This is a genomic window from Sulfurovum sp. (assembly GCF_049668085.1).
Lineage (GTDB): Bacteria > Campylobacterota > Campylobacteria > Campylobacterales > Sulfurovaceae > Sulfurovum.
Map to the genome: position 1 here is coordinate 1 of NZ_JBATIY010000016.1, position 8,435 is coordinate 8,435.

9 protein-coding genes and 2 tRNA genes are annotated in these 8,435 nt (G+C 36.7%); 7 read left to right on the plus strand and 4 right to left on the minus strand.

Annotation, left to right across the window (positions count from 1 at the left end):
• A partial coding sequence (locus WBM70_RS01260; RefSeq protein WP_424556706.1) for an efflux RND transporter permease subunit occupies window positions 1-415 on the plus strand: 415 nt, incomplete at its 5' end.
• 35 nt (window positions 416-450) lie between these two features.
• Here WBM70_RS01260 and WBM70_RS01265 read toward each other — a convergent pair.
• On the minus strand, window positions 451-606 hold the full coding sequence (locus WBM70_RS01265; RefSeq protein WP_424556707.1) for a hypothetical protein: 156 nt from the start codon (window positions 604-606) through the stop codon (window positions 451-453).
• Window positions 607-688: 82 nt separating this feature from the next.
• Between WBM70_RS01265 and WBM70_RS01270 the strand changes: the two genes are divergently transcribed.
• From WBM70_RS01270 to WBM70_RS01280, 3 genes are all read left to right on the plus strand, one after another.
• Window positions 689-1,894, plus strand: a complete 1,206-nt coding sequence (locus WBM70_RS01270) for a S41 family peptidase (RefSeq protein ID WP_424556708.1) — start codon at window positions 689-691, stop codon at window positions 1,892-1,894.
• Between the two features lie 52 nt (window positions 1,895-1,946).
• Complete coding sequence (locus tag WBM70_RS01275) at window positions 1,947-2,387, plus strand: tetratricopeptide repeat protein (protein WP_424556709.1); 441 nt, start codon at window positions 1,947-1,949, stop codon at window positions 2,385-2,387.
• 89 nt (window positions 2,388-2,476) lie between these two features.
• Window positions 2,477-3,142 carry a uracil-DNA glycosylase gene (locus tag WBM70_RS01280; RefSeq protein ID WP_424556710.1) on the plus strand — a complete coding sequence of 222 codons (666 nt, stop codon included), beginning with the start codon at window positions 2,477-2,479 and terminating at the stop codon, window positions 3,140-3,142.
• A 47-nt stretch (window positions 3,143-3,189) separates the two neighbouring features.
• Here WBM70_RS01280 and acs read toward each other — a convergent pair whose 3' ends face one another.
• Both acs and WBM70_RS01290 read right to left on the minus strand, forming a co-directional pair.
• The gene (gene acs / locus WBM70_RS01285) at window positions 3,190-5,133 is read right to left on the minus strand and encodes an acetate--CoA ligase (protein ID WP_424556711.1); all 1,944 of its coding nucleotides are present in this window, start codon (window positions 5,131-5,133) and stop codon (window positions 3,190-3,192) included.
• 127 nt (window positions 5,134-5,260) lie between these two features.
• Complete coding sequence (locus WBM70_RS01290) at window positions 5,261-6,295, minus strand: bifunctional 3,4-dihydroxy-2-butanone 4-phosphate synthase/GTP cyclohydrolase II (protein ID WP_424556712.1); 1,035 nt, start codon at window positions 6,293-6,295, stop codon at window positions 5,261-5,263.
• A gap of 163 nt (window positions 6,296-6,458) precedes the next feature.
• Here WBM70_RS01290 and WBM70_RS01295 point away from each other — a divergent pair.
• Both WBM70_RS01295 and WBM70_RS01300 read left to right on the plus strand, forming a co-directional pair.
• A tRNA-Gln gene (locus WBM70_RS01295) sits at window positions 6,459-6,533 on the plus strand.
• Between the two features lie 76 nt (window positions 6,534-6,609).
• Window positions 6,610-6,686 (plus strand) — tRNA-Met (locus tag WBM70_RS01300).
• A 222-nt stretch (window positions 6,687-6,908) separates the two neighbouring features.
• Here the strand turns inward: WBM70_RS01300 and WBM70_RS01305 are convergent.
• Window positions 6,909-7,571, minus strand: a complete 663-nt coding sequence (locus WBM70_RS01305) for an outer membrane beta-barrel protein (protein ID WP_424556713.1) — start codon at window positions 7,569-7,571, stop codon at window positions 6,909-6,911.
• Window positions 7,572-7,860: 289 nt separating this feature from the next.
• Between WBM70_RS01305 and WBM70_RS01310 the strand changes: the two genes are divergently transcribed.
• Window positions 7,861-8,073, plus strand: a complete 213-nt coding sequence (locus WBM70_RS01310) for a hypothetical protein (RefSeq protein WP_424556714.1) — start codon at window positions 7,861-7,863, stop codon at window positions 8,071-8,073.
• The last annotated feature ends 362 nt before the right edge of the window (window positions 8,074-8,435 follow it).

Sequence of the window (8,435 nt, forward strand, 5' to 3'; positions counted from 1 at the left end):
TATCAATGTACCTTTGGCACTGATAGGTGGATTTATAGGACTCTATGTGAGTGGTGAGTACATGTCTGTTCCAGCCTCTGTAGGTTTTATCGCTCTGCTTGGTATTGCAGTACTCAACGGTGTTGTAATGGTCAACTACTTTAATTACCTCATTAAAAATGGTACAGAACTTAGAGAAGCGGTCATAGAAGGTTCTATAAAAAGGCTTAGACCCGTTCTAATGACTGCTACTATTGCAGCTTTTGGTCTGCTTCCCCTACTCTTTGCTACAGGACCAGGCTCTGAGATACAAAGACCGCTAGCCATTGTTGTCATCAATGGTCTTATTTCTTCGACGCTACTTACTTTGATCATACTTCCGATACTGTATCTGAAGTTTTCAAAGAATATTGAAGAGAGTAAAATACCACAATAGTTGTAGAAAGAAAAGAGCATTATCTTTGCTCTTTTCTACCAGTCAATACCCTTTACCGGGTGTTCTTCCCTCTTATCAGCCTTCTCTTTTTTACAGCCCTCTGGCTTTGATTCACAGTATTTGTTATAGGCTATCTTAGCAATTATGAACAACACAACAGAAATGATAAAAAATAGTAATGGCTTTTTCATAATACTACTATAGCAGAAATATTTTTAGATATAATCAATGTATCAAGTTATGTTTTTAATCTAACTATGAAAGGTTATTTTTATGGCACTAAAGTTTTTCCTCCCTTTTATCTTATCATTCGCCTTATTTTTAAACTCTTGTGGATCAGGTTCGAGTTCAAGCTCTACTTCAATTACAGATGATGGAACAGAAGTATTTTCTTTAGAGGAAAAACAATTTTTACATGATCTATTTTTAACTGAATATCTATGGTACGACCAGGTTGCATCAAATATAGATTACACACAATTCACGGAACCTCAAGAAATGATCAATGCATTGCGTATCGATCCATATGACCAGTGGAGTTTCACCATGACACAACAAGAATATGAAGATTATACAAATCAGCTAACGTCAGGATTTGGCTTTGGTTATACAAGTGACTTTTTTATCTATTTGGTACGCATTAATGCACCTGCATACGGTTTATTGTTTAGAGGAGATCAAATTTTGGAGATCAATGGGGAAGCTGTGACAGATACCTTGATAAAGCAAGCAAGTGATAACCTCAATGTACCAACTACTTTCACCCTACTCAGGGATGGGAATCAGCTTTATGTTACAGTCTCACCTAGTGAATATACTTTTAATGTTTCATTAGGGAAGATCATTACACAAGGTACGCAAAAGATTGGATACTTACGTTACGATTCTTTTACAGAGAATTCGGTAGCTGAATTTGAGCGTATCTTTACACTGTTTCATGGTGAAAATATCGATGAACTAGTGATTGATCTGCGATACAATGGTGGCGGTTCTGTTACTACTGCCAGTGCATTATTGGACAACGTTACCAATGCTTATGCAAGTGAAAGACAAATGTACCTTGATTGGAATGCCAATTATCAACAGTATAATTCTAGCTATACATTTGAAGATATCGATCTGCAAGATGGTAATGAGTTAAATATGAAACGTGTGTTTTTTCTTACAACTAAAGGTTCAGCTTCTGCAAGTGAATCTGTGATCAATGCTCTAGTTCCTTATTTGGGTGCTGATAATGTTGTAACTATAGGGAATTTTACACATGGAAAACCAGTGGGAATGACTGGTAGAGTTTATAGCACCAATTACTATTTCCTCATTAACTTTTTTGTCAGAAATAACGACGGTGACACTACTAGCTTTGATGGTATACCACCTGTCTGTATTGCTGAAGATGATATTACGCATATGATGGGTGATGAGAATGAAACTATGCTAAAAACGGCGCTACATTACATAGAAACGGATTTATGCCTTTAATATGATATGATCATCATAAATTTACCGGAAAAGAAGAATGAAAAAATTATTATTGATAACAGTATTATTAACGGGATTGCATTCAGCTCAGTTTGAAGATAACACAAGGTTATGTGATGATGGCAATATGGTTGGATGCTTTAATCTTGGTATTATGTATATGAATGGGATTCGTGGAGCAACGAAAGATGAAGCTAAAGCTGTAGAATATTTTAGAAAAGCTTGCGACGGTGGTGATATTGATGGATGTTTTAATGTTGGAAAATATTTTGAGGATGGCATAGATGTAAAGCAAGACCTCTCTAAAGCTATGGAGTTCTATAATAAGGCTTGCGATGGTGGAGAAGCTTTTTCCTGTATGACCCTGGGGAATCTTTACCGTGATGGAAAAGGAATGATAAAACGCGATCGACTTAAAGCTACAGAGTATTTTAAAAAAGTTTGTGATAGCGGTTATAATGAGGGATGTATTCAATATGAAATGATAAGATAAAATAAGTGATATTGAAAATAACAAGATAATGGCATTTTCTTTTAGTGTTTTAGGTTGTAAAATATATAGGATTAGAATATAATACTTACATGAAAAACCTCCGAAATGCACTTTTACTCAAACAACTCATACAACTTAAACAATTAGGCTATAGATATACTTCTGTAACACCATACAAGGAAGAGGAACAAGACCTTACACTTCCAAATACTCTTGAGTCTTTAAAAAAGCAAGCGATGGAGTGTCATTTGTGTGAGCTTAGTAAGAGTCGTCATAAAGTAGTCTTTGGGGAAGGAAATCCACACGCAGATATACTTTTCATTGGAGAAGGACCCGGTGCAACTGAAGATAGTTCTGGAAAGCCTTTTATGGGACGTTCAGGAGAACTTCTGACAAAAATGATTGAAAATGTATTGCTTATTTCTCGAAATGATGTTTATATCACCAATATCGTAAAGTGTCGACCTTCCAACAATGCTACACCTACACCCATGCAGGCACATACCTGTCAGCCCTATTTGATGAAACAGATAGAACTTATACAACCAAAGCTAATCATTACATTGGGTGCAACTGCTTATCATTACCTTACCGGCGATGACACAGAGATAAGTAAGGTCAGAGGTATCATACATAAACAAAACAACTATACAGTTATTCCTACCTATCATCCGAGTTATTTACTGAGAAATCCAAGTGCAAAAAAAGAAGTATTTGATGATCTTTTAAAAGTAAAAGAGTTGATGACAAGATGATCATTGGAATTCCCCCAAGAATATCGGGGGAATGAAGTAGAGAAGTATTATGCTTCTCTCGCTTTTGTGATTATCTCTTGAACAATAGACGGATCTTCAAGTGTCGATATGTCCTGAGTGACCTCTTCATGTTTCGCGATAGAACGTAAAATTCTTCTCATGATCTTACCTGAACGTGTTTTTGGTAATCCCGGTACTTCAATGATATGATCCGCTTTTGCAATGTTTCCTATCTCTGTAGCTAGAAGGTCATTGATATGGTGTTTAATATCTTTATTAATATGTCCCTCTTTTAGTACAATATAGATAAAAATAGATTCACCTTTTATATCATGAGGACGCCCTACTACCGCAACTTCTGCTACATGTTCATCTTTTTTTACTGCTGCTTCTATCTCTGCCGTACCCATACGGTGACCAGATACATTAATAACATCATCCACGCGACCTACGATAGTAATGTAGCCATCTTCATCTTCTACTGCACCATCACCAGAGAAGTATACAGCTTTACCGTCTTTAGCTACGTCACCAAAATATGCTTTTTTATAACGCTCAGAATCACCCCATATATTTCTGATCATACCTGGCCAAGGCTTAGTGATACAAAGCAGTCCAGGCTCACCCTGTTCTTTTTGTACCCCTTCATAAGAGAGAATTTCAGTCATAATTCCAGGTAAAGGAAATGTCGCACAGCCAGGTTTTATTGGTGTTGCACCTGGAAGTGGAGAGATCATATGTCCGCCTGTTTCTGTTTGCCACCATGTATCAACGATTGAACATTTAGAGTTACCTACTGTTTCATAGTACCATTTCCATGCCGCTGGATCTATAGGTTCACCTACTGTTCCTAATACTTTTAGGCTTGATAGATCATATTTTTCAGGTTCATGCTCTCCCATCTTATGAAGTACGCGAATCGCTGTTGGTGCTGTATAGAACTGAGTGATCTTGTGGTCTTGTACCATTTTCCATGCACGTCCCGCATCTGGGTATGTTGGAACCCCTTCAAACATAACTGTCGTGGCACCAGCAGCTAATGGTCCATAGATGATATATGTATGTCCTGTGATCCAACCAATATCTGCTGTACACCAGTAAACATCATCATCTTTTACATCAAATACCCATTCCATAGTCATTTGAGCCCAAAGAATGTAACCCGCTGTCGAGTGCTGAACACCTTTTGGTTTTCCAGTACTACCCGATGTGTAAAGTAAAAAGAGTGGATCTTCAGAGTCCATCGCTTCAAATGGACACTCTGCATGTTGATCTACTACCAGTTCACTGTAGTTGTGGTCTCTGCCCTCTACCCAGTTGATCTCTTCATTATTTCTTTTTACAACAAGTACTGCTTCAACGCTATCTCCACCTTGAGAAAGTGCATCATCGACCACTTGTTTGAGCATATAAGGCTTACCTTTTCTGTAGGCACCATCTGCAGTGATCACAATTTTCGCTTCCGCATCTTCAATACGGTCTTTCAGTGCCTCTGCAGAGAATCCTCCAAATACGATAGAGTGTATCGCACCGATACGTGCACATGCCAGCATAGCATAGGCTGCTTCAGGTATCATAGGCATATAGAGCACAACTCTATCACCTTTGGATACATTAAATTCGTGTCTAAGGAGGTTTGCCATTTTATTCACATGCAGTGATAGCTGTGCATAAGAGATATGCTCCACTTCACCTCTGTCACCTTCAAATAAAATAGCTGTTTTATGTGCGTGATCTGCGAGATGCCTGTCTATACATTGGTTGGATACATTTAGCCTTCCTTCTGTGAACCATTTATAAAAAGGTGGATTACTACTATCCAATACCTTATTATAAGCAGACAGCCAATCTATCTTTTCATCTGCAAATGATTTCCAAAAGCCCTCATAGTCTTCTATCGCTCTATTCTGTAGTTTCCAATAAGCATCCATACTTGGGATAGCAGCATCTTTGGCAAATTCCGGATTTGGGTTAAAAGTCTCTTTTATCATAAATAATCCTTTTATATATGTATAAGATCATTTTAACATAGAAATGGGGGCAATGAAAAATTGTAAAAGAAAGAAATTTTAAATAGGAGTATTTACTCCTATTTGTTACGTGTGGTAATGATTTAGATTATACGATCTCTATTTTTTCTACGACATCAAGACCAAAACCTGCAAGTCCTACAAATTCTGTATCTTTATTTGTGGTTAGGAGGTTAATGTTTTTAATACCAAGATCTTTAAGTATCTGTGCACCAACACCGAACTCTTTAGCTTGTTCATGAGATATAACTTTGGTATCAAGAAAGATAAGTGTTCCTCCATTGGTCTTTAAGTAATCTATAGAGTTATTGAGTGCACTAAAACGTTTATCATCAAGTACAAGTCCTATATCCGTACCTATATTGTGAAACTTTACATTTGCTGTTTCGTGTGTCTTGTAAAACTGTATCACTGTATGTGTTCTTTCAAGGTGGTCTGTGTATGTGATCTTTTCTACTTTGATACCTCTAAGTTCGCTCTCTTCTTCTTTTATACGCTTTATAAGCTTCTCATTGGCTAAACGGTACTCAACGATATCTGAAATGTAAACGATTGGCATATTATGCTCTTTAGAAAAGATCTCAAGGTCATCCATACGTGCCATTTTACCATCGTCTTTGATGATCTCACAAATAACAGCAGCAGGAGCAAGTCCAGCAAGTTTACAAAGATCTACAGAACCTTCTGTATGCCCTGTTCTGACCAATACTCCACCATCTTTAGCTATGAGTGGAAAGATATGCCCTGGACGTACAAAGTCATCACTCACTGTTTGTGGACTTGCAAGTTTAGAGATACAATCGTCTCTCTCAGCAGAAGAGATACCAGTTTCCGCATTGGCAGAGTCTATAGAAACGGTAAAGGCTGTCTCATGGTTGGAAACATTGTTGCTTACCATTGGCATAAGATCAAGCTTAGATGCGATCTCTTTTGTAATAGGAGTACAGATAAGCCCTCTAGCTTCTTTTGCCATGAAGTTTACTAGATCAGGAGTAGAAAAAGTAGCTGCATAAACAAGGTCACCCTCATTTTCACGATCTTCATCATCCATCATGATCACCATTTTTCCTCTTTTTACCTCTTCTATAGCTTTCTCTACTCTTTTTATTGCTTCACTCGACATCAAAATCTCCCAAATTTTTTACTACACATATATTGTTTAAAGAGTATTATACCTATTCGTACTTCACCTAAGAAACTTTTTTTAACTTTTTTTTAAAACCTCTTGACATGTGAACCATTTGGTGCTATAATGCCGTCCACATAAGCATTAAGCTTGTGAAGATTGGGGTATCGCCAAGCGGTAAGGCACTAGTTTTTGGTACTGGTATTCGGGGGTTCGAATCCCTCTACCCCATCCATCAGATTTCATCTTGGTTTAATTAAATCAAGATACAATCTCACTCACCAATTAAATCGAAAGATTTAAATTCCTGTCGCGGGATAGAGCAGTTTGGTAGCTCGTCGGGCTCATAACCCGAAGGTCGTAGGTTCAAATCCTGCTCCCGCAACCAATTAGAAACCTTCACAAAGAACATTATAACTTCAGATAAAGATAATTCCTCTAACTTAATAATTAGTATAAAATCTACTAAAGTCTAAATTTATATGTATGTGTAGTAATCTAACCTGCAATTTATAGTAGTGTTATAGGAGACGATTTAAGGCTATTAAAAAAATTTACCCAGATTGATTTTGCTAAGCTACCAAGCCAAAAGGCTTAGTAACTACAAAAATTAAAACCTGTAACTAAACCCGAAGTTCCAACTATCAACAGTGAGTTCAGTACTCACATTACCAATAGTATCATCATCGTCATACATTGATAGGTAGTCTATATATAGAACAAGGTTGTTATCAAACGTATATGAAGTACCAAGACCCCATTGAAAACTATCATCATCGGAAGAGATACCTCCAAAATCATAATCAACATTACCATAACCCAATAGCCCATAAGCAGTAAAAGTAGTAGTCACTGGATACATTGGTTTGACATAAAGTCCCCATATAGTAGTATCATCGTCAAGAGATCCAGATACATACTCATTATTATTTGGATCTACATTATCTGTATAAGATACTGATCCATCAGAATTAGTAAATACCATCCAATATCTACCTTCAATTGCTAGATAAGAATTGAATTGATAACCAGCTTGAAGCATAATTGTAGCATGGTCGATTTCTAGATTAAGAGCTTCAGTTGGAGCTGATCCATCCCCCTCTGTACTTACTGAACCATAAGCAGCACCATAATAGTAGCCACCGTCATAAGATAAACTTGGTCCACCGGCTGCATAAGAATCAGGTCCATCTGCATCATAAGTACCTCCAGCTGCTACTGCAAATGTACTCATTGCCATTATAGCTACTATTGAAAGTGTTAATTTTTTCATATTATTCCCTTTTACATCTAGAAGTAAATAAGTTTAACATTTTTTATGTCATATTTATGTCATATACTCAATTTTGATAAAGATGTAAATCAAACAAAATCTGTATATGCTCATTGAGGGCATATACTCTAGTACACATACACAGACTCTACAATAGTGACTATCACCCTAACAAATGGAAAGGATATAGATTTGTTGGTAATATAGATTTACTATGAAGCAAAAATTGACATTCTTCTGACATTTATTTAGTATCATTTTTTCATATATATACTTTTGGGAGAAGAATATGTCTAAAAATGAATCAGTTGAAGAACAACTAAATAATATACTTGAGCGGTATCATCTTTTATATTGGAAACAATTAGGATTACAAGAATTAATCAAAAATGCAGTGAGAGAGAAAGAACACTGGGAAGCTATAGATAATATACGTATGACAAATGATATGACTAGAATTATTGAAATAGCTGAAACTCTAACGGAAACAGAAGTCGCATAAAACGGATAGTAGTATGCGATAGAATCTTAGAGGATAAAAGACTTCTTATCTTTGCATAATCCTGTATGCAGGATGCATTTCTGTTGCAGTCATATGTCTAATAGTCAGTGGGAGATCGAGAATGGAAATTCCTGCATCTAATGTTGGACGTATCAGATAGCTGTGATAAGTGTAACTAGGATCCTAATATCCTTTTTTCTTCATGTCATCATACTTATCACAAGCCATAGGAATACCGCCTTTACAAGCCTTATTAAACAGCTGTTTAGCTTTAGGGAAACTCTGACTACGACCAGCATAACCACCGTAGTAACCAATACCAAGCTTATAACACGCCAAAGCATATCCCCCATCACAGCCTT